Here is a 19,900-nt window from a genome sequence, read left to right on the forward strand (position 1 = left end):
CTCCATCGTCGCCGCGGGGACGGTTCCTCTCGTTCTCGCGCTGGTGGGAACCGGTACGGCGAACGCAGAGCCCGATCACCCCGCTCCGGTGACCAGAACGGATTCCACCGAGCAGGCCCAGTGGCCCGGGGCCGAGGCGCCGAACGTGCGCCCGTACGAGGGCCTGCGAATCCCGGACGACGTCCTGAGTTCGTTGCAGTGGGCACGTCCGTTGCCGGATCACCAGTACCTGGCTCCGGTGGAAGGGCTGCACGCTCCCGTTCCGGTCGCCCCCGTGCCGCCGATCGCACCGCCTTCGGGCAAATTGCGCTTCGGTGACGTGCAGGTCGACGCACCGGAGTGGCTCTACCGGGAGCAGGCGATCCAGATCAACGACAGCTCCGCGATGGCCGAGGCCAATATGGCGACGTTCCTCGATTCGATCGGGATGGAGCGCACGAGGTCCGACCGCGTCGCCGGGCAGACCATGGGCGCCGCCGCGATCGGCGCGGCGGCGGGCTTCGTGTTCGCCAGCCCGTTCGCGTTGTTCGGGGCGGCCATGGGCGGGGGTCTCGGCCTGGCCATCGGTCTGCCGTTCGCGCCGATCGGCCTCGCCGCGGGCCCGGTCGGCGCCGCGTATGGTGCGGCCCTGATGGCGGCCCCGCTGTCCGCCATCGGCGCGGGCATCGGCGCGGGTCTCGGGGCGGTACACGCGCTCAGCGCGCCTCCGCGGGCGCTCAGCGCGCCGGCGCCGGGAGCGGAGGCCACCGAGCCTGCTCCGGAGGCCACGGAGTCGGCTCCGGAGGTCGCCGAGCCTGCTCCGGTGACCGCGGATACGGCCAACGGCTGATCGGATGACAGTTCCGAGGAGCGAGCCGAAAGGGTGGGAACCCGACGACGCTGTCGGGCTCCCATCCTTTCTTTCTCCATGTCTCGGGTGAACTACACCTGTCCGAGACGAAATCGACAGACTGCACGGTCTGTTCATCAGACGTTCAGCAGCGCCCCGGTACGGGTGAACAAGCTGCCACCCGCCGCCAGCGGCAGCCGGGTCTGCGTCAACCCCGTCGTCGCCGCGGCGCGTTCGTCCGGATAGACGAGTTCGCTCTCCAGCGCCCGAGGCGCGGACAGCGCGTCGTCGGCCGGTGTGCCCGCGCCCAGCGCCAACCGGTGGCGCAGGAGCGGCACGTCGTCCACGTCGGCGATCAGGTCTCCCTGCCACTCGCCGCCGTCCTCGCCCGCGCGGCCGACCTGGACGCGTTCGCGCATGCGCAGCCGGGCGCCGGAGGCCAACCGAATCGTGGTGACGGTGTGGTGCCGCGCGCCACCGGCGACGATCATCGGCTCGGGATCGAAATCCAGCGTTCCCCCGCTACCGACCTCCAGGTGCCAGCGGCCGGACGACAGAAGCGTCGCCGCACCCGGTAGCGCGAGAGTCGCCGCGACGGAGCGCACCACCAGTTCGGCGCCGGGCGCGACCACGATCGCGATGTCGAGTTCGTCCCCGCCCAGCGGTGTGGCGGCGGTGCCGATCAGATGGACCGTTCGCGGGCCGGTGCGGCGGGCCGACAACCCGCCGCTCGCATGGATCTCCGGAAGGGCCGCCGGGTGGGCGACTATTCGTAATTCGGTGCGCACCGGCGGCGCTCAGTACGCGGCGGCGGATTCGTCCGCGCGGTCCCGCTCGGCGACCGCGCGCAACTGCTCGCGCACCCAGGCCAGCACCGGTGTCGCCGCGGGATCCTCGGTGAGCGAGACGAGCACCGTCGGCCGGTCCGCGCGCACCCGCGCCGCGTCGCGCTCCATCACGCCGAGATCCGCGCCCACCAGCGGCGCCAGATCGGTCTTGTTGACCACCAGCAGGTCCGAGAAGGTCACGCCGGGGCCGCCCTTGCGCGGGACCTTGTCGCCGCCCGCCACGTCGACCACGAAGATCTGCACGTCGATCAGGCCGGAGGAGAAGGTCGCGGTCAGGTTGTCGCCGCCGGATTCGACCAGGATCAGATCCAGCGGCGGGTTGGCGGCGACCAGGTCCTCGATCGCGTCGAGGTTGGCGGTGATGTCGTCGCGGATGGCGGTGTGCGGGCAACCGCCGGTCTGCACGGCGGTGATCCGCTCGTCCGGCAGGACCGCGTGCCTGCGCAGGAAATCGGCGTCCTCGGTGGTGTAGATGTCGTTGGTCAGCACCGCCAGCGACAGTTCGTCGCGCAACTGCCTGCACAGCGCGGCCACCAGCGCGGTCTTGCCCGAACCGACCGGGCCGCCGATGCCGATGCGCAGCGCCTCTCCGGGCGTGCGGGTCCGTTTCGGCCGATCGTGACCGTGGTCGTGCGGCTCACCGTCGATCAGATGCGGGGGCATGGCGCGGTCTCCTTCTTCCTGGGCTTCAGCTCGCGAACAGGGGCATGTCGCGTTGCCGATGACGCTCGGCGAGCACGTCCTGCAGCGGATCGGACATCGCGGCGAGACCGGTCACGGCCTCGGCGGCGACGCGGTCGCACAGGCCGGCCAGCCGGATCGTGCACGCGGCGATCGCGGCGGGATCCAATGCCAGCAGACGCTGAGCGGCGGTGGCGGCGCCGGTCAGGGTCGTGTAGACGACCACGCCCGCGATTTCCCGGGCCGGGACCGAGGCAGCCGCGCCTGCCATGCCGAAGACCGTGGACAGATGCGGCGTGGTGCCCAGCGGCGACCAATCGTGCCGGGGCCAGAGCTGTCTCGCCAGGCGCAACAGGCCACGGCCCTGCGCGCGCGATGCGGCCCGCGCGGCGGGGGCCGGCGTGCGCGCGTCGGCTTCCGCCTCGGCGCGCGCCGGATCCAGTTCGCCCGCGCACACCGCCGCGGCAAGCGAAGCGGCCACCAACCCCGCCGTCCGGATCCTGCGGCGCAGATACAGCTCCACCGTCGCGGCGTCGCGGACCGAGCCGGACGCGACGGCTTCTTCCACGCCGCCGGAGTGCACGTGACCGCCGATCGGCAGCCGAGAGTCGGCGAGCGCGAGCACCATCGTCAGGCCGGACGCAGCCGGACCGGTCGCAGTGGATGCACGCACCGGTCGATCCTATGTCCCGGCGGGCCGAGCGGACGTCCCGGTCGGCGCGGGTCAGCGGCGGAAGGCGCGTTCCATGAGGCGCTGGGCGCGGCCGCGGGTCAGGTCGGTCCACGCCTGCACCGGGGCCGACCACCACGGGGCGATCTCCCGCGGCTTGGCGGTCGCCGCGTGGCAGACCAGGTCGGCGGCCTCGTCCACGGTCAGCCCGGGGACGCGGCTGAAGTCGGTGGGCGCGCTCATCCTGGTGTGCACGAGCGGCAGGTAGATCGAGGTGGTGGTGACGCCGTCGCGGGCCACCTCGGCCGCGACACTGCGCAACCAGACGTCGAAGGCGGATTTCGACGCGCCGTAGGCCGCCCAGCGGGGCGCGGGCGGCATGCGCACGCCCCAGGTGGACACATTGACGATATGGCCCGCTCCGGCGGCGCGCATGGCGGGCAGCAGCGTGAGCAGCAGGCGCACCGGGCCGAGGTAGTTCACATCGATGGTGCGGGTGAAATCGTGGAAACGGTCGTAGGACTCCGCGATCGGGCGGCGGATCGACTTGCCCGCGTTGTTGATCACCACGTCGAGGCGGCCGTGCTCGTCGAGGAGCCCGCGGCCGAGCCGTTCGACGGCGTCCATGTCCGTCAGATCGGTGGGGTAGGTGTGCGCGACACCGCCCGCGGCGGTGATCTCCGCGGCCAGCCGGTCGAGTTCGTCACCGGAGCGGGCCACGAGCAGGACGATCGCGCCCGCCGCGGCCAGCTTGCGCGCACTGGCCTTGCCTATGCCGTGCGAGGAACCGGTGACCAGCACGATCTTGCCGCCCACCGCGGCGCGCAACGCCTGCTCGCGCGGACGCGATGTGGGGTACAACAGCCGCGTCGCCACCCGTTCGGCGATCGGCCGGCCGTTTCTGGAGGCCTTGGCGTGGTTCACGAACTCGACTGTAGGCGTCGATCAGGACACCCACCCGGGGTTCGTGTGATCAAGTCCCCGCCGCTGCGCCGGACCTGGGAGGCGCGGCGATACACGACTCGAGCATTTCTACTCACGCGTGCGGCAGCGGCAATGTGCTCGAATGTAGGTTCTACGGAGACTCTTTCGCCGGGCTACGTCCCGGCACACAAGCCGAGGGGGAAACACCGTGTCGACGCCGGACACGCAGGTCTCGATCGCCCAATGGATCGCGCGCGGGCTCGCGATCGTGGTGCTGGTCCCGATCCGCCTGTTATGGGAGGGCATTCTCCTGCTCGGCCGCGTCACCGGAGCGGCGCTCGTGTTCGTCGCGCGGCATCTGCTGGTTCCGGTAGCCGAACTGATCTGGCACTGGATGCTGCGGCCCGCGTGGATCTTCGCGAAGGACTTCCTATGGGGCTGGGTGCTCCAGCATCTGCTGTGGGGCTTGGTGCTCACGCCGTTGGCCTCCCTCCTGCTGGAGTACCTGCTGCGACCGCTGCGGCGAGCGGTGGAGATCTTCCTGTGGCGCAAGGTGATTCGCCCGGCGGGGGCTTGGCTGCTGCGGTGGGTGGTGTCCCCGATCGTCTACGCCGTCGCCTGGGTGTGCCGCTGCACCGTCGAATGGCTGATCGTCTGGCCCCTGTCGCAATTATGGCGTTGGGTGCTCCGCCCGCTGTGGAACGTGGCGCGCGCGACCGCGCGGTACGGGTGGCGGGTGGCCGCTCGCATCGTGGGCGTGCTCGTGGTGATGCCGTGCCGGGCGGTGTACCGCTTTGTGCTGCGCCCGGTGTTCGCCGCCTTCGCTGTGGTCTGGCACGCGCTGGTGGTGCGTCCGGTCCGATGGGTGCACGGCACGATCGTCCGGCCGATGAACCGCTGGGCGGCCGAGGTCGTGGCGACGGTGTTCGGCCGCTGATCGCGCGGCTCAGCGCGGTCCGGGCGAGGCGAACCGCGCGATCAGCGCCATCGCGGTGAGCGCCGTCGCACCAACGGCCACCGCGACGTGCATGCCGTCGACGAAGGAGCCGCGCGCCGCCTCCACCAGCGCCGCGTCACCGGCGGCCCGCTGGATCGTCTCGCCGAGCGTCCCCGCGTAGTCGCCCCCGGACCGGAAGATCAGCGCCGCGAGCGACCCGAGCAGTGCCAAGCCCAGCGCGTTGCCCAGCTCGAAACTTGTCTCCGAGATGCCGACCGCCGACCCGGCCCGCTCCGGCGGCACCGAGGACACCGACACCTCGGACACCAAGGTGAACGCCAGACCGTAGCCGACTCCGGCGATCGTGGACCCGGCAAGATACCACCCCAGCCCGTCGTGCGCGCCGACACCGAGCAGCATCAGGTTGCCCGCCGCGGAGGCCAGCAAGGCGAACACGAAGGTGGCACGAGCGCCGAAGCGATGTCCGACCCGGGCGCCGCCCACCGAGCAGACGAAAACGGCGATCGCCATCGGAATGCCGAGCACGGCCGCGGCCAGCGGTGTGCGCCCGGTCACCGACTGCAGGTAGACGCTGGTCAGATAGCTCAGCCCGGCCAGCGACATCATCCCGGTCAGACTGGCGCCGATGGCCACCGAGAACCGGGGCCGGGCGAACAGGCGCAGGTCGAGCAGAGGTTCGTCGAGCCGGCGCTGCCTTCGCACGAACACCGTCAGGATCACCACGCCGACCAGCGCGATGACGATCGCCTGCGCGTCGATGCCTTCGGTCGCGGCGTGTTTGATGCCGTACACCACCGGCAGGATGCCGCCGATCGACAGGGCGACGCTCGGTAGGTCCAGCGGGCCCCGCACGCCCGCCCGGTGTTCGGGCAGGACGAACGGACCGAGGACGAGCAGCATCAGCAGCACCGGGATGTTGATGAGGAACACCGAACCCCACCAGAAGTGGTGCAGCAGTACGCCACCGATGATCGGCCCGACGGCAGAGCCTCCGGCGAAGAACGCCGTCCAGACGCCGATCGCGGCGGCTCGCTCCCGCGCATCCGGGAACAGGCTCGAGATCAGCGCCAGGCTGGACGGCAGCAGCGTCGCCCCGCCGATGCCCATCAGCGCTCGCGCGGCGATCAGCACGCCCGCGCTGGGCGCGAACGCGGCGATCACCGAGGCGATGCCGAACACCGCGGCGCCCACCAGCAGGATGTTGCGCCGACCGATCCGGTCACCGAGATTGCCCATGGTGATGAGCAGTCCCGCGATCAGGAAGCCGTAGATGTCCAGGATCCACAGCTGCTGGTCCGCCGACGGGTCCAGGTCCAGCGTCAGGGTCGGCATCGCGAGGAACAGCACCGAGATGTCCATCGACACCAGCAGCACCGGCAGCAGGAGGACCGCGAGGCCCAGCCAGGCGCGGCGCGAGCCGGTCGTGGACGGTGCGGTCCGCACCGGCTGCACGTCTGTCATCGCCGAACATCCTCTCGCTGGCGCGTACGTCGTACGCATGAGTCCGGGTACAGTGTACGCATGCTGCATCGGGCCGCCATAGTCGATACCGCGATCGAGCTCGCCGACGCCGAAGGCTTGGACGCGCTGTCCATGCGGCGCATCGCCGACCGGCTCGGGGTCGGCGCCATGTCGCTGTATCGCCACGTCGCGAACAAAGACGAACTGCTCGCGCTGATGACCGACGAAGTGGCCCGGCGCAATCCGTACCCCTCCCCCGAAGGACAGCGGTGGACCTGGCGCGACCGGGTTCGCATCGCCGCCGAGATCGACTGGGCCCTGTACCGGCGGCATCCGTGGGTGCTGCTCACCTTCGCCACTCCGCGCTACAGCTTCGGGCCGCAGAGCCTGGCCTGCCTGGCCTGGTTGGTGGACGGCTTCCTGGAACTCGGCGTGTCCACCCGCGAGGCGACCGGTATGTCGTTCTCGGTGTGGAATCACATCTCCGGCGCGACGCTGCCGGAGATCAGCGCGGATCTGATGGCGCGCAAAGGCATGGACCCCGGCGGGGACAACGGGCTGCGGACGCTGCTGAACGGCACGGGGCAGGATTCGATCCCTTCCGTCCTGACCGATCTGGCCGGCAGCGGTGTGCGCGATCTGACGCAGGAGGAACTGCTCTACGACGGACTCGACGCGCTCTGCGACGGATTCGAGGCCAGGGCCGCGCGCCGCGATCGGTTGACCTCGACCTGAGTTGATGTTGCAGGCTGGCCGGCGACCGCCTCACGACCAAGGAGTCACCGTGCACGCCATTCGCCTCCATGCCTTCGGCCCGGCCGAGAACCTGCGCTACGAACCCGTATCCGATCCCGTGCCGGGCCCCGGCCAGGTCCGCATCGCGGTGGCCGCCGCCGGTGTGCATCTGGTCGATACGACGCTGCGCAGGGGCGAGGCCGGGCCGTTTCCGGCGCCCGAGCTGCCGACCATCCCCGGGCGCGAAGTCGCGGGCACGGTGGATCGCGTGGGCGCGGGCGTGGCCGCGAGCCTGCTGGGCGCGCAGGTGGTGGCCCATCTCGGCGCGGTGCCCGGCGGTTACGCCGAACTGGCCGTCACCGACGCCGAACGGCTGCACGAGATCCCGGTGAACCTGGACGCGGCGGAGGCGGTGGCGATGATCGGCACCGGCCGGACCACCATGGGAATCCTCCAGTTCACCGAACTGAAGCCCGGCAGCGTCGTGCTGGTGACGGCCGCCGCGGGCGGCATCGGCACCCTGCTCGTGCAGTATGCGAAGAACGCCGGAGCCACGGTGATCGGCTTGGCCGGTGGTCCCGCGAAAGTGGATCGGGTGCGGCGCAACGGCGCCGACCTGGCGGTGGACTATCTGTCGCCGGACTGGCCCGAGCGGGTCCGTGCGCGCGTCGGCGACCACGGGACGAACGTGCTGTTCGATTCCGTGGGCGGCGACGTCGCCCGCACCGGCATCGATCTGCTCGCACCGGGCGGGCAGCATCTGGTCTACGGCTGGTCGGGCAAGTCGGCCGCCGAGGGACCGGTGCGGCTTTCCGCCGAGGAACTGGCCGAACGCGCCATCACCTCGGAGATGGTGATCGGCCCGCCGATGGCGGCGCGTGCGGGCGGCGATCTGCGCGTGCTCGAGGACCGCGCCATGGCCGAGGCGGCCGCAGGCCGGCTGCGCCCCGCGATCCATCGCTTCGCGCTCGCCGACGCGGCCGCCGCGCACCGCGCGCTGGAGACTCGCGCGACGACCGGCAAGGTGGTGCTGGAGCCCTAGCCGAGCGGGTTCACTCGGCGCTGTCGCCGTTCACCACGGCATAGGCGAAGCCGTCCCAGCCCTTGCCGCCGACGGTCTGGACCACGGTCGCGTCCAGGCTCGGTTCGGCGGAGAGCAACTCCACCAGCTCGCGACTGGCCTGTGCGTTCGGATCCTCGGAATGCTCCTCGGCGATCGCGCCGCCGCGCACGACATTGTCGACGATGATCACCGAACCGGGCCGGGTCAGCCGCAGCGCCCACAGCACGTAATTCGAGTTGTTCACCTTGTCCGCGTCGATGAACACCAGGTCGAACGGGTCCGGGTCCTCCTCCGCGAGCACGGGCAGGCTGTCCAGCGCGGCGCCGACCCGGATCTCCACCCGGTCGCCGACACCCGCCCGCTCCAGGTTCGCCCGCGCCACATCGGCGTGCTCGGCGGCGAACTCCAGCGTGACCACCCGGCCCTTCGGCCCGACCGCGCGAGCGAGCCAGATCGTGCTGTATCCGCCGAGCGTGCCGATCTCCAGCACCCGACGTGCCCCAACCGTCCTGGCCAGCAGATGCAGGAATTTCCCCTGCGGCGGTGACACGTCGATCGGGGGCAGGCCGGCCGCCTTGTTCGCCGCCAGCGCCGCGTCGGAATCGGGATCCGCCACCAGCGTCTCCACGAGATAGCGGTCCACGTCGGCCCATCCAGGTGTCGTCATACCTGGAAGTCTGCCACCCGATTCCGCCCGCGTGCCCACCTCGCCGGGTAGCGTTCGGCACAGAGACGTACATGTCCCGGGAGCGCGCCGACGAACGGACGGACAGGATCCGACATGACGAATCTTGCGCGGGCCGTCGCGGTCATCGCATGCTCGATCGCCTTCGGCGCCACCGGCTCCGTCGAGGCCGCCCCCCTCGACGGCGGGGCCGAGTACGTCGCGCTGGGTGATTCCGGGGCGGCCACCACCGGCGTGCGCAACTTCGACAGCACCGCCCCGCCGCGCTGCCTCCGCTCGACCGCGAACACACCGAAGCTCATCGCCCGGGAGCTCGATCTGCGCCTCGACGACCGCACCTGCAACTCCGCGCGCATCCCGGATCTCGCCGCCGCGCAGCAGCCGGGCATTCCACCGCAGTTCGAGGCCCTCGGTCCCGGCACCAGGTTGGTCACGGTACACATCGGCGCCAACGACGCCTTGATGGCCGAGCACATCGTCGCCTGCCATGTCTACGGCGTCTCCGGCGCAGGGGGGTGCGCCGGTCCGGACTGGGATGCCGCCATCGACGCGATCGCGGCGCCCTACGCGGCCGCGTTGCAACAGGTTTCGGATCTGGCGCCGAAGGCGATGATCGTCGTCGACGGCTGGCCGACCTATGTGCGCGACGGCGGCTGTCCGGAGCTGGTCGGTCTCCGCCCGTCGGACGCCGCGCCCATCCAAGCGGCCTTCGACCGTCTCGACACCGTGGTCGCCCGCGTCGCCACCGCGCACGGCGCGACCTACGTCGACACCCGCGCCGCCTCGTCGGGCCGTGACGCGTGCGCACCCGTCGGTGTCCGTTGGATCGACCCCGTCATCGCCACCGAAACGCTCCTCCCCTACCACCTCACCCCGCAGGGCATGCGTGGCGTCGCCGACGTCATCCTCCCCGCGATCCGCGCCACCGGCCTGCCCCGCTGAACGATTCGGCCGCACCGACGACCGCCCCGGACTCGGGGAGTCCGGGGCGGGTCGGGTGGTGTTATTTCGAGAAGTTCTCCGGCGGCTGCCAAGGACGGCCGTGCGGGTCGTCCGGGCGCTGGGCCGGCGGCTGCGGCGGCTGCTGCTGTTGTTGCGGCTGCTGCTGGGGCGGGAAAGCCTCCTGCGGCGGGATGACCGGCTGGTGCGGCGACGGCTCGAAACTCTGCGGAGGCGGTGTCGGTGTCGGTGTCAGCCCCTCGACCGGAGTCCGCGCCGTCGCCTCGGCGGCCCGGACGGCGCGCTCGATGGTCGGGTCGGGTGCGGTGTCGAACCAGTCCGCGACATCGGAATCGTCCTCCGGCTTGGCTTCCGCGCCGTCCGAGGCGGGCGGTTCGTACCGGAACACACCGTCCTCGCCTTGGGTGCCGAAGCTCTTGGCGAACCCTTCCAGCGCTTTGCCGAAATCGCTGGGCACCAGCCACACCTTGTTGGCGTCACCGCGCGCGACCATGGGCAGCGTCTGCAGGTACTGGTAGGCAAGCAGTTCCGGCGTCGGCTTGCCGGATTTGATGGCGGCGAAGACTTTTTCGATGGCCTTGGCCTGGCCTTGCGCCTGCAGGAAGGCGGCGGCGCGCTCACCCTGGGCCCGCAGGATGCGGCTCTGCCGTTCGCCTTCGGCGGCCAGGATCGACGACTGCTTGGCGCCCTCGGCGGACAGGATCTGCGCCTGCTTCGAGCCCTCGGCCGTCTTGATCTGCGATTCGCGCTGGCCCTCCGCGGTGAGGATCATGGCGCGCTTCTCCCGGTCGGCCTTCATCTGCTTCTCCATCGACTCCTGAATCGACGGAGGCGGATCGATGCTCTTCAGCTCGACCCGCGCGACGCGCAGCCCCCAGCGCCCGGTCGCCTCGTCCAGCACGCCGCGCAGCTGGCCGTTGATCGAGTCGCGGGAGGTGAGGGTCTGCTCGAGTGTCATACCACCGACGACGTTGCGCAGCGTGGTGACGGTCAGCTGCTCGACGGCGGCGATGTAGTTGCTGATCTCGTAGACCGCCGCCTGCGGGCTGGTCACCTGGAAATAGACCACGGTGTCGATGTGCAGGGTCAGGTTGTCCTCGGTGATCACCGGCTGCGGCGGGAACGACACCACCCGCTCCCGCAGATCCACCTTGGCGCGCACCCGGTCGGCGAACGGCACCAGGAACGTGAGCTGGCCGGACACGGTACGCGAATACCGGCCCAGTCGCTCGATCACCGCGGCCTCGGCCTGCGGCACCAACGCGATCGACTTGAAGACCACCACCACGACCAGCAACACGAGGACGGCGGCAACGATCAGTACAGGCATCAAGGCCCTTTCCAGACGACGGCGGTCGCGCCGTCGATCTTCATGACATACACGGTCGTACCCGGTTCGTAGACTTCGGTCGTGTCCATCGGCCGCGCGGTCCACACTTCACCGCCCAGTTTCACCTGGCCGGAGTGCGCGGCGACCTGTTCGAGCACCAGGGCGGTCTTCCCCGGCAGCGCGTCGACGTTCGTCGGCGTGGGTGGCGGAGTTCCGAAGCGACGCCGGATGATCGGGCGCACGCCGAGGAACAGCACCGCCGAGATCACCGCGAAGACGATGGCATCCACCACGAGCGAGGTGTCCGCCGCCGCGCTGACACCCGCCGTGCCCAGCGCGGCGACGCCGAGCATCAGCAGGGTGAAATCGCCGGTGAGCATCTCCGCCGCCGCGAGCAGAACGCCCGCGACCAGCCAAAAAATTGCGGCCACACCACCACTGTAGTGCGCCGATCATGATATCGGGCGCGACCTTCGCGAGTACTCCCGATGAATTCCGGCCGCGAACGCGCGGTGACCCGGGTGCATCGAAAGCCGCAGCGGCGGTGCTAGCTTCAAGCGGGTGAGCGGGCGTGACAGGTACGGCGACATCTACTCCGGACATCCTCGATCGAAGAAGAGGGTGGTGCCGACGGTCACCGCGGAACGCGACCTGGTCGTCGAGGACGCCGCCACCGGATTCTGCGGCGCGGTGGTCGGATTCGATCGCAGCTACGACGGCGAGTTCGTCGAGCTGGAGGACGCGCGCGGCGCGGTGCGCCTGTTCGCGATGCGCGAGGCCGCGTTCCTCATCGACGGCGAGCCCGTGACGCTGGTGCGGCCGACGGCCGCCCCGCCCAAGACACCGAGCCGTTCCGCCTCCGGCTCCACGAAGGTCGATGGTCTGCGCGCCCGGATCGCCCGCGGCAGCCGGATCTGGGTGGAGGGCGTCCACGACGCCGCGCTCGTCGAGCGGGTGTGGGGCCATGATCTGCGCGTCGAGGGCGTCGTCGTGGAGCAGTTGGAAGGCCTGGACAATCTGGCCGCGCGCCTGGCCGAATTCCGGCCCGGCCCGGGCAGGCGGGTCGGCGTGCTGGTCGACCACTTGGTGACCGGATCGAAGGAGACCCAGCTGACCACCGGACTCGGGCCGCACGTCCTGGTGACCGGTCACCCGTTCGTCGACGTCTGGCAGGCGGTGCGCCCTTCCACCCTCGGGATCGCGCGGTGGCCCCGGGTGCCGCGCGACGAGGACTGGAAGACCGGCGTCTGCCAACGGCTGCGCTGGGGCACTCCGCAGGACGGCTGGCGGCGGGTGTACGACGCGGTGAGCTCCTTCCGTGATCTGGAGGCGCCGCTCATCGGCGCGGTCGAGCGCCTCATCGATTTCGTCACCGAACCGCACTAGCGCGTTCCGGGAGCAGGGCCCGAGCCAGATGCCGGGCGGTATCCGCACGGACCCGCTCGTCGCGGGCAGCGCGGCGACCCCGGTTTCCGCGCTGCTCACGAATGCCCTCGCGCATGGATGCCCACCGGTAGCGCCCACCCTTTATGCTCGATAATTATGTGCTCTCCAAGCGCGACGCTGACGGTGTGGGCGAGCTCCTGGCTGGCCGGCCGCAGCGCGCCCGACGACGTTTTGGCCGCCTTGCACGCGTGGGCGCCGAAGCACACGATCGCGGCGGGCGACCCGCTCACCGGCGGCCGCACCGATCTACCCTGGTCCGCACACGGCAACCTGCCGGGAAGCGGAGTCATGGCGCTGCTCAAGGTGATTCGCGAGACGATGTCCCAATCCGGGGCGCAACTGCGGCTGGTGCTGCCCGTCCCGGGGGACGTACGCGGAGTTCCCGGCGGCACGGCGTTCGCCGCCGACGCCGTCGAAGCCGAGGAGGGCATCCTGATCGGCGTACCGGGCGCCGAAGGCACCGGCCTCATCCCGCAGTGGTCCGACGACGACACGCTGCAGTGGACCGTCTACAGCACCCCCATCCCCGCCGCTCCCGGCCCCGACATGTCACTCGGCGAGGCCGAATACGCGATGCGCGAAGCGGTCCGCGACGCCGCCGACGCGCTGATGAAACTGCACACCACGTCGCTCGGCACGGTCGACTCCGATCCGCGCGAACTCATCGAAGCCGAACTCGCCGACTACTCGCGCCACGACTACCCCGAGTCGATCCCGCTGCGCGCCAGGCGCATTCTCGACACCGCCGATCATGTGGCGGCCATCCTCACGGTGGCGCAGCGGGAGCCCGCTTCCGCGCCCACGTCCGCCAGCGCGATCGGCGCGCAGGAATCGCTGCTGCGACCGCTGTGGGACGCGATCCGCGCCGCGCGCCTGGTCGCCGTGCACGCCTCCGCGCGCGAGAGCCGCTGACATCATGACGTGGGCGGTGTGACATGCGAGTTTCCCGCCGTGGCCGCACCGCCGCCCTCACCGTGCTGATCGGTCTCGCACTCCACGCCCCGGCCGCGGCGATCGTCGGCGGCACCGATGCGACGACGGCGGAGTACCCGTGGCTGGCCGCCATCGGCACGCCGTTGTTCCTCACCCGCGCTTCCGGCCAATTCTGCGGCGGCGCACTCATCGCTCCGGACGAGGTGATCACCACGGCGCACTGCGTGGCCCTGACCCGTCCGCTCGCGCAGACGCTCACCGTCACCTTCGGCCGCGACGACCTCCGCGAAGAGAACGGAAACACGGTGCACGTGAAGGATATTCGCATTCATCCGGACTTCCGTGCCACCGTTCTCGACACGACGACCGCCTATCAGAACGATGTGGCGATCCTGACCCTGGACGAGCCGCAGCCCGGTCCGACGATCACCGTCGCCGCACCCGCTCCCGGCAGCACCGCAACCATCCTGGGCTGGGGCGCGACCTTCGAAACCGATGAAGCCAACACCCGGTTGCACGCCGCGAACGTTCCGCTGTCCATCGACGCGGAGTGCGCAACCGCCTATGGCCCGGCCTTCGACCCGCACACGATGCTCTGCGCGGGCAGCCCGACCGCCGACACCGCACAGTACGACAGCGGTGGACCGATTGTCGTCGACGGGCGTCTCGCCGGTCTCACCTCCTGGGGCACCGGCGCGGCCCGCCCCGGCTTCCCCACCGTCTATACCCGCCTGGCCGCCCCGAACTTCTGATCGTTCGAGCGGGGATGCTCACCGCTGCGGCGGTTGCGGCGGCTGGTACGGCTGCTGCGGCGGATAGGGCTGCTGCTGCGGGTACTGCTGATACTGCTGTTGCGGTTGCGGTTGCGACGCGTAGGGCTGCTGGTACTGCTGCGGCGGCGCGTACTGCTGTTGCCCCGCGAAATCCTGCGGAGGATACGGCTGCTGGTACTGCTGCCCCTGCGGATACTGCTGTTGCTGGAACTGCTGCTGTTGCGGGTACTGCTGCTGGGACTGGCTCGCTTTGCCTCGCTTGCTCAGCCAGACGATGAGTCCGATGACCACGGCGACGACCCCGATGCACAGCAGCAGACCACCGATGGAGAAACCACCACCGCCACTGCTGCGGCCGCGGCGCCTGGCCTCCGTGGCGTCGAGCGCCACCGTCCACACGTTCGCATCGGACCAGGCGTGCGGATCGAGCAGCGCGGCATTGGTCAGCACGTCGGCATAGGTCATCGAGAGGTACCCCCCAGGAAGTCGGATTCGGCGATCGGTCGCTGGCGATGCTATCGCGCCCGCGACGTCTCAATTCCCAGTCGTGGGACGGCGCGCAACCGCGCAACAGCCGACGGCACACGGTTCGCCGTCGCGTGTGCAGCCGTAGCCCGGGACCGACCCGAGCCGCCGGGGTTCGATGCCGCGCAACTGCTCGGAGACCAGCTCGACGATCAGCTTGGCGAAGCGCGGGTCGGTTCCCGGCGTCGCGGCTCTGGCGAAGCCCATACCGAGTTCGGCGGCTTTCTGCGCGGCCTCGTTGTCCAGGTCCCAGATGACTTCGAGATGATCGGAGACAAAGCCAACCGGGCAGACGACCACGGCCTCGACCCCCTTGGCCGCGAGATCGTCCAGGTGGTCGACGATATCCGGATCCAGCCAGGGCACCTGCGGCGGACCGGAACGAGACTGCCAGACGACGTCATAGTCGGTGAAACCCGTTGCCGCGGCGCACAACCGGGCCGCGTCGGCGACCTGACGACTGTAGAGCCGCCCACCGTCGGCCGGCGGCCCCGCGGCGGCATCGGCCGATACCGGGATCGAGTGCGCGGTGAACACCAGCCGCGCCGCGGCGCGTTGCCCGGCCACGAGCTGATCGCGCGCCGCGCGGATGGCGTCGGCGAACGCCTCGATCAACAGCGGGTGATCGAAGTACTGGCGCAGCTTCAGCAGTTCCGGCGCGCCCGCGCCGAATGCCGCCCGCGCCCGGACGATGTCCTCGTGGTACTGCAGGCAGCCGGAGTAGCCGCCCCAGGCCGAAGTCGGGAAGACCAGCGCGGAGCCGACGCCGTCGGCCGCCATCCGGGCCACGGTGTCCTCCACCATGGGGTGCCAGTTCCGGTTACCGAAGTACACCGGCAGCTCCAGGCCGGCCGCGGACAGTTCGGCCTCGACCGCCGCGATGATGTCGCGATTGAGCGCGTTGATCGGCGAGACACCGCCGAAGTGCAGGTAGTGCTCGGCGACCGCCTCGAGGCGCTCACGTGGCACTCCCCTGCCCCGGGTGACGTTCTCCAGGAACGGCATCACGTCTTCGGGACGTTCCGGACCGCCGAAGGACAGCAGCAGCAGCGCGTCGGCGGTCCGAACCACGGTGTCTCCCCTCGAATCCGGCTCAGTTGATGGACATGTCCTCGGGGAACCAGGTGTTGTGGCTGGCTCCGCCGTCGACGTAGATGATCGAGCCGGTGGTACCCGGCAGCCAGTCCGACAGCAGCGCCACGATCGACTTCGCCACCACCGTGGGATCGTCGACGTCCCAGCCGATCGGCGACGCGCCGTCCCAGTAGGTGTTGAGCTGGTTGAGCTTGGCCGCGTCGTCGGTCGCCGTGCCCGCGATCGCCTTGGCGGCCAGCGTCTTGATCGGACCGGCGGCGATGAGGTTGGAGCGGATCTTCTTGGCGGCGCCCACCTCCCGCGCGACGTACCGGTTCACCGACTCCAGCGCCGCCTTCGCCACACCCATCCAGTTGTAGAAGGGCATCGCCGTGCGCGGGTCGAAGTCCATGCCGACGATCGAGCCGCCCTCGTTCATCACCGGCAGCACCGCGCGCGACAGCGAGGCGTAGCTCCACGCCGAGATCTCGAACGCCTTGGCGGCGTCCGGACCGGGACCCTCCAGGAACGGCCGCGCCTCCGGCCCCATCAGGGTGCGGGGTGCGAACGCGATCGAGTGCAGCACGCCGTCGATGCCCTGCGGAGCCAGTTCACGCAGTTTGTCGGCCAGGCCCGCGAGATCCTCTTCGCTGGTGACGTCGAGCCCGATGGCCGGCGGGACCTCCTGGGGCAGGCGCTTGGCGATCCGGTCGATCAGCCGCAGCCGCTCCGGGATGCCGGTGATGACCACCTTGGCGCCCTGCTCCTGCGCGACAGCCGCCGCGTGGAACGCGATCGACGAATCGGTGATGATGCCCGTGACCAGGATGGTCTTGCCTTCGAGCAGTCCGCCCATGAGTTCTCGGTTCTCCTGAAATTCGTATGTGGGATTGGCTGCGGGCGGCCGCGCTCGGCCGCGCTACGCATTCGGTGTGGTCAGTGACCCATGCCCATGCCGCCGTCGACGGGAATCACCGCGCCGGAGACGTAGGCGGAATCCTCGGAAGCCAGGAAGCTGACGACGGCCGCGATGTCCTCGGGCTGGCCGAGCCGCTGCAGGGGGATGAACTTCTTGGCCATGTCGCGCATGTCTTCGGGAAGGTCAGCGGTCATGTCGGTCTCGATGAAGCCCGGGGCGACGACATTCGCGGTGATCGACCGCGAGCCGAGTTCACGGGTGATCGAGCGGGCCAGGCCGATCACACCCGCCTTGGACGAGGCGTAGTTGATCTGTCCTGCTTGGCCGCTCATGCCGACCACCGAACCGAGGAAGATCATCCGGCCCCAGCGCCCGCGCAACATCGCGCGGTTCGCCCGCTTGGCGCACCGGAACGCACCGGTCAGATTGGCGTCGAGCACGCGGGTGAACTGCTCCTCGTTCATCCGCATGAGCAGCGTGTCGTCGGTGATACCCGCGTTGGCCACGAGCACCTCGACCGGCCCCTGGTGCGCCTCCACCTCGGCGAAGGCGCGGTCCACCGACTCGCTGTCGGTCACATCGCATTTCACACCGAACAGGCCGTCGGGCACCCCCGACCCACGATGCGTGACGGCCACCTTGTGACCGTCGGCAAGCAGACGCTGCGCGACCGCGAGTCCGATGCCGCGGTTACCGCCGGTCACCAGGACCGAACGTGACGTTGTGTTCGACATGGGCTAAACCTACCTGGTCGAGGTGATCACGCATGAGCGGGCATCGATGCTCGAGGTGATGCCACACGCTCCGGCATCGGTGCTCGTGCGATGTCACCCGTTCGAGACGCAGGCGGACGGCACATCCGCGCCCGGCGCTGGTCGGGCCCCGATCCGATCCTCCGATGTCGTCGCGCTTCGCCGCGGGTTCACACACGAAAATCGGGCCGTGTGCGTGCGGAACGCACGCACACGGCCCGATCATGGACTCGGTCGATCACCGAATCAGCACTGCCTGCACCAGTGCACCGAGTAGGCGTCGAATCCGAGATCGGAAAACGACGTGGCGCCGTTCGTGTGGCGACCGTTGCGGTTCGAACCGAAGCTTCGCCTGGCGGACAACGTCTTTCCGCCGCTCCGATTACGGAAGCCGTTGCCGATACAGCAGACCGGTGATGATTCCCGTCGCGATGAGCAGGAGGCCGAGCAACAGCCAGGGCCGGCTCGCGTCGCCCCGAGTCAGCTCGAATCCGATCTGCTCCTCGAGCGTGTTGTACACCTTCGTCAACTCGTCCAAGGAAGCCGCCGTATAGAACTCTCCACCACTCAAACGCGCGATCTCCCGCATCGCGTCGTCATCCACCTTGACTTCCACTCGATCACGCGAACCGTCCTCGCGCGGAATCTCGACGACACCCCAGGCGGTGCCGAAGGAAATGGTGGAGATCGGAATGTTCTTGCTCTTGGCGAGCCGGGCCGCGACGTACTCGTGCCGCGGGTTGTCGAAGTCGGTGAAATTGGGAACGGTCTGTTTGCCGTCCGACATGAGCACGATCCGGGCGGGCGGCGGCTGCTGACCGCCACCGAGCACCGTGGCGAGCGTCTGGATCGCCTGCAGCGCGGTATGGATTCCTTCGCCGGTGGCCGTCCGCTCGGCGAGGCGGACATTGTCGATCGCGGCCTTGACCGATTCGTGGTTGGTCGTCGGCGAGACCATCACCGAGGCGGTACCCGCGAAGGTGACGAAGCCGATGTTCACGCCCTCGGGCAACCCGTCGACGAACTCCTTGCCCGCCTGCTTGGCGACCTGGATGCGGCTGGGGGCGACGTCGGTCGCCTCCATCGACAACGACACGTCCATCACGAGCATGACGGTTGCGCGGTTGCGCGGCACCTTCTTGACCGCGGTAGGTCCCGCGGCGGCGACGGTGAGGAACACCAGGCCGACGAGCAACAGCGCTACGGCCACGTGGCGGAACGGGCTCGGCCGCGAGGGAGCGACCTTCTCCAGCAGCTCCATGTTGGTGAACTTCAACATGTGCTTGCGCCGGGTGCGCTGCACCAGGACGTAGCCCAGCGCGATCAGCGCGATGACGGCGAGAAATCCGAGCCAGATCTGTGCGGTGAAATGCGAAATACTCACTGACGTGGCACCCGCCCGGTCGGGGCGCCGAAGCTGTGGCGCCGGGTGGACACGAACCGGACCACATCGGCGATCCAGTCCCGGTCGGTTCGCAGGGTGAGCACCGGGGCGCCACAGCTGCGCAGCGCCTGTTCGACCTGCTCACGGTGGCGCTGCGCGGCAGCCGCGAAATCGGCGCGCAGCGTGGAGGTCACGCTGAACTCGCGGGTGCGCCCGGTCTCCGGGTCGTGCAGCACGACGTCGCCCATATCGGGCAGCGACAGGTCGCGCGGATCGAGCACCTCGACCGCGAGCAGATCGTGCCTGGCCGAGATCGCGCGCAGCGAGCGCTGCCAATCGATGTCGCCCAGGAAATCGCTGATGATCACCGCGAGCCCGCGCTTGCGCTGCGGGCGGCGCAGCGATTCGATGCCGCCGAGCAGGTCGCCGCGCACGCCGTCGCGCGCGTGCGGGGTGGTCGCGATGCTGCGCAGCAGTGACTGGGCGTGCACCCGCCCGCCGCGCGCCGGAATGCGGGTCAACCGTTCGCCGGTGGCGACGACCGCGCCGATCCGGTTGCCGCCACCGCTGGTCAGATGGGTGATCGCGGCCGCGGCGGCGATAGCGAGATCACGCTTCTGGCAGGCGGCGGTGCCGAAGTCGAGGCTGGCCGACAGATCTACCACCATCCAGGTCTCCAGCTCCCGGTCGGCGATCATCTGCCGCACGTGCGGATGGGTGGTGCGAGCGGTGACCGACCAATCCATCTGGCGCACGTCGTCACCGGGCTGATAGGCGCGGGTCTCGCCCGGCTCGGAGCCGGGTCCGGGGATCAGACCGAGGTGATCGCCGTGCAGTACGCCGTCGAGCCTGCGGCGCACGGTGAGTTCGAGGGTCTTGAGCGCGACCGTGAGCCTCGGGTCGGTCAGCTCACCCGCGTGGAAGGACGGCGGTGCGTGGGACGGCGACAT

Annotated in this window: 22 protein-coding genes; 8 read left to right on the top strand and 14 right to left on the bottom strand. The window is 69.9% G+C overall.

What is annotated here, in order from left to right; all coding sequences use genetic code 11:
• A partial coding sequence (locus ON29_RS16830) for a hypothetical protein (protein ID WP_245548987.1) occupies positions 1 to 829 on the top strand: 829 nt, incomplete at its 5' end.
• Positions 830 to 966: 137 nt separating this feature from the next.
• Here the strand turns inward: ON29_RS16830 and ON29_RS16835 are convergent.
• The 4 genes from ON29_RS16835 to ON29_RS16850 all read right to left on the bottom strand — a co-directional run bounded on the left by ON29_RS16835 (position 967) and on the right by ON29_RS16850 (position 3,952).
• Positions 967 to 1,617, bottom strand: a complete 651-nt coding sequence (locus ON29_RS16835; RefSeq protein ID WP_040867377.1) for an urease accessory protein UreD — start codon at positions 1,615 to 1,617, stop codon at positions 967 to 969.
• 9 nt (positions 1,618 to 1,626) lie between these two features.
• Positions 1,627 to 2,340, bottom strand: a complete 714-nt coding sequence (gene ureG, locus ON29_RS16840) for an urease accessory protein UreG (RefSeq protein WP_040867380.1) — start codon at positions 2,338 to 2,340, stop codon at positions 1,627 to 1,629.
• A gap of 25 nt (positions 2,341 to 2,365) precedes the next feature.
• Complete coding sequence (locus ON29_RS16845; protein ID WP_040867382.1) at positions 2,366 to 2,986, bottom strand: urease accessory protein UreF; 621 nt, start codon at positions 2,984 to 2,986, stop codon at positions 2,366 to 2,368.
• A gap of 96 nt (positions 2,987 to 3,082) precedes the next feature.
• Positions 3,083 to 3,952: an SDR family NAD(P)-dependent oxidoreductase gene (locus tag ON29_RS16850; RefSeq protein WP_373283884.1), complete on the bottom strand. Its 870-nt coding sequence runs from the start codon at positions 3,950 to 3,952 to the stop codon at positions 3,083 to 3,085.
• Between the two features lie 208 nt (positions 3,953 to 4,160).
• On the opposite strand from ON29_RS16850, the gene ON29_RS16855 reads away from it, so the two are divergent.
• Entirely contained in the window at positions 4,161 to 4,889 is a 729-nt protein-coding gene (locus ON29_RS16855) for a hypothetical protein (protein WP_040867384.1), read from the top strand.
• 9 nt (positions 4,890 to 4,898) lie between these two features.
• On the opposite strand, the gene ON29_RS16860 is transcribed toward ON29_RS16855, so the two are convergent.
• The gene (locus ON29_RS16860) at positions 4,899 to 6,371 is read right to left on the bottom strand and encodes an MFS transporter (RefSeq protein WP_040867386.1); all 1,473 of its coding nucleotides are present in this window, start codon (positions 6,369 to 6,371) and stop codon (positions 4,899 to 4,901) included.
• Positions 6,372 to 6,431: 60 nt separating this feature from the next.
• On the opposite strand from ON29_RS16860, the gene ON29_RS16865 reads away from it, so the two are divergent.
• Together ON29_RS16865 and ON29_RS16870 are read left to right on the top strand one after the other, a co-directional pair.
• The gene (locus ON29_RS16865) at positions 6,432 to 7,106 is read left to right on the top strand and encodes a TetR/AcrR family transcriptional regulator (RefSeq protein ID WP_040867388.1); all 675 of its coding nucleotides are present in this window, start codon (positions 6,432 to 6,434) and stop codon (positions 7,104 to 7,106) included.
• 49 nt (positions 7,107 to 7,155) lie between these two features.
• Positions 7,156 to 8,148 (top strand): zinc-binding dehydrogenase, encoded by a 993-nt coding sequence (locus tag ON29_RS16870; protein ID WP_040867436.1) that lies wholly within the window; start codon positions 7,156 to 7,158, stop codon positions 8,146 to 8,148.
• A 10-nt stretch (positions 8,149 to 8,158) separates the two neighbouring features.
• Here the strand turns inward: ON29_RS16870 and ON29_RS16875 are convergent, their stop codons facing one another.
• Complete coding sequence (locus ON29_RS16875; protein WP_040867389.1) at positions 8,159 to 8,836, bottom strand: O-methyltransferase; 678 nt, start codon at positions 8,834 to 8,836, stop codon at positions 8,159 to 8,161.
• Between the two features lie 114 nt (positions 8,837 to 8,950).
• Between ON29_RS16875 and ON29_RS16880 the strand changes: the two genes are divergently transcribed.
• Entirely contained in the window at positions 8,951 to 9,796 is an 846-nt protein-coding gene (locus ON29_RS16880) for an SGNH/GDSL hydrolase family protein (RefSeq protein ID WP_083863645.1), read from the top strand.
• Between the two features lie 61 nt (positions 9,797 to 9,857).
• Here the strand turns inward: ON29_RS16880 and ON29_RS16885 are convergent, their stop codons facing one another.
• Together ON29_RS16885 and ON29_RS16890 are read right to left on the bottom strand one after the other, a co-directional pair.
• A complete protein-coding gene (locus ON29_RS16885; RefSeq protein ID WP_040867390.1) occupies positions 9,858 to 11,144 on the bottom strand; it encodes an SPFH domain-containing protein in 1,287 nt (428 codons plus the stop codon).
• The gene (locus tag ON29_RS16890) at positions 11,144 to 11,575 is read right to left on the bottom strand and encodes an NfeD family protein (protein ID WP_040867391.1); all 432 of its coding nucleotides are present in this window, start codon (positions 11,573 to 11,575) and stop codon (positions 11,144 to 11,146) included. The genes ON29_RS16885 and ON29_RS16890 overlap by 1 nt, the downstream gene beginning before the upstream one ends.
• A gap of 130 nt (positions 11,576 to 11,705) precedes the next feature.
• Between ON29_RS16890 and ON29_RS16895 the strand changes: the two genes are divergently transcribed.
• From ON29_RS16895 to ON29_RS16905, 3 genes are all read left to right on the top strand, one after another.
• Positions 11,706 to 12,530 carry a DUF3097 domain-containing protein gene (locus ON29_RS16895; protein WP_040867392.1) on the top strand — a complete coding sequence of 275 codons (825 nt, stop codon included), beginning with the start codon at positions 11,706 to 11,708 and terminating at the stop codon, positions 12,528 to 12,530.
• Positions 12,531 to 12,686: 156 nt separating this feature from the next.
• On the top strand, positions 12,687 to 13,502 hold the full coding sequence (locus ON29_RS16900; RefSeq protein WP_040867394.1) for an Rv1486c family protein: 816 nt from the start codon (positions 12,687 to 12,689) through the stop codon (positions 13,500 to 13,502).
• Positions 13,503 to 13,525: 23 nt separating this feature from the next.
• Positions 13,526 to 14,275, top strand: coding sequence for a S1 family peptidase (locus tag ON29_RS16905; RefSeq protein WP_040867396.1), 750 nt, complete (start codon positions 13,526 to 13,528; stop codon positions 14,273 to 14,275).
• 18 nt (positions 14,276 to 14,293) lie between these two features.
• Here the strand turns inward: ON29_RS16905 and ON29_RS33910 are convergent, their stop codons facing one another.
• The 6 genes from ON29_RS33910 to ON29_RS16935 all read right to left on the bottom strand — a co-directional run bounded on the left by ON29_RS33910 (position 14,294) and on the right by ON29_RS16935 (position 19,900).
• Positions 14,294 to 14,761, bottom strand: a complete 468-nt coding sequence (locus tag ON29_RS33910) for a hypothetical protein (protein WP_051175307.1) — start codon at positions 14,759 to 14,761, stop codon at positions 14,294 to 14,296.
• A gap of 69 nt (positions 14,762 to 14,830) precedes the next feature.
• Positions 14,831 to 15,892 (bottom strand): ferrochelatase, encoded by a 1,062-nt coding sequence (locus ON29_RS16915; protein WP_040867398.1) that lies wholly within the window; start codon positions 15,890 to 15,892, stop codon positions 14,831 to 14,833.
• 22 nt (positions 15,893 to 15,914) lie between these two features.
• The gene (gene inhA / locus ON29_RS16920; protein ID WP_040867400.1) at positions 15,915 to 16,751 is read right to left on the bottom strand and encodes an NADH-dependent enoyl-ACP reductase InhA; all 837 of its coding nucleotides are present in this window, start codon (positions 16,749 to 16,751) and stop codon (positions 15,915 to 15,917) included.
• Positions 16,752 to 16,831: 80 nt separating this feature from the next.
• Positions 16,832 to 17,548, bottom strand: a complete 717-nt coding sequence (fabG1, locus tag ON29_RS16925; protein ID WP_040867402.1) for a 3-oxoacyl-ACP reductase FabG1 — start codon at positions 17,546 to 17,548, stop codon at positions 16,832 to 16,834.
• Between the two features lie 400 nt (positions 17,549 to 17,948).
• A complete protein-coding gene (locus tag ON29_RS16930; RefSeq protein WP_040867404.1) occupies positions 17,949 to 18,950 on the bottom strand; it encodes a VWA domain-containing protein in 1,002 nt (333 codons plus the stop codon).
• On the bottom strand, positions 18,947 to 19,900 hold the full coding sequence (locus ON29_RS16935; protein WP_040867406.1) for a DUF58 domain-containing protein: 954 nt from the start codon (positions 19,898 to 19,900) through the stop codon (positions 18,947 to 18,949). Before ON29_RS16935 ends, ON29_RS16930 begins: the two co-directional genes overlap by 4 nt.

This window comes from Nocardia exalbida NBRC 100660 (assembly GCF_000308575.1).
Taxonomy (GTDB): domain Bacteria; phylum Actinomycetota; class Actinomycetes; order Mycobacteriales; family Mycobacteriaceae; genus Nocardia; species Nocardia exalbida.